This is a genomic window from Streptococcus sp. CL6.22, assembly GCF_049738055.1.
Classification (GTDB): Bacteria; Bacillota; Bacilli; order Lactobacillales; family Streptococcaceae; genus Streptococcus; species Streptococcus mitis_DJ.
In genome coordinates this window covers 1-840 of the sequence record NZ_JBKOTV010000028.1, presented here as the reverse complement: position 1 = coordinate 840, position 840 = coordinate 1, and the positions used below count along the sequence as shown (strand labels likewise).

Below are 840 nucleotides of genomic sequence, written 5' to 3'. Positions count from 1 at the left end.
ATATTATCTACTTAGTCTCAAAAAAGGAGTTGCAACTGTTAGAAATCGTTACTGATTTTCTAATTTGTCTTCTTCATCTTCTTTTCGACGACGAGCAATAAGACCAAAACCAAGTATCGCACTAGCTGTTGCTGCAACAATTGCTGTTATGGATTCTGTTGTACCTGTATTTGGCAATTCTCTAGCCACTACACGCTGATTAGTAGCTACTTGCTGATTCTCATTTTCAAGTTGTGAGATAGGAGATGCTACACTATCTTTCACTTTAGCTTTGGCTTCATCAGTTTTCAATACTTGGTCTATTGCTTGTTTTTCCTGTGGTTTTTCTTTAGAAGTTGGATTAGCTGAGTTTACATGAACTCCAGCACTTGATCCAACTGCCGGTCTAATTTGTGCAATCGGATTGACTGAGTTCACTTCTTCAATACCAGTTGACTGAGCTTGGTCGACTGCTGAGTTGGTTGTGGCATTATCGATGGCTGCTTTTGCTGCATCAGCTTTGGTTTTCGCTTCAGCCTTAGCCGCGGTCTTCTCTTCGTCTGTTAAGTCTGTGCGAGCATCAATCTCATCGTTCTTAGCTTTCAAAGCATCGTCGATTTCTTTCTTAGCTTCTGTCTTCGCTACTGCTACTGGATTAATTAAGTTTACTTCTATTGTTCCAATTGACTGAGCTTGGTCGACTGCTGCATTTGTTGTTGCGTTGTCGATGGCTGATTTCGCTTCATCGGCTTTAGCCTTAGCTTCTGCTTTTGCTGCAGTTTTCTCCTCATCTGTTAAGTCTGTACGAGCATCAATCTCATTATTCTTAGCTTTCAAAGCTTCGTTGATGGATTGCTTAGT

The 840-nt window shown here is 40.8% G+C and carries 1 protein-coding gene; it reads right to left on the bottom strand.

Annotated features, from left to right (window positions below):
• Nucleotides 1-48: 48 nt before the first annotated feature.
• Nucleotides 49-840: DUF1542 domain-containing protein (locus tag ACLNCW_RS09760; protein WP_424846211.1), on the bottom strand; the 792-nt coding region annotated here is incomplete at its 5' end.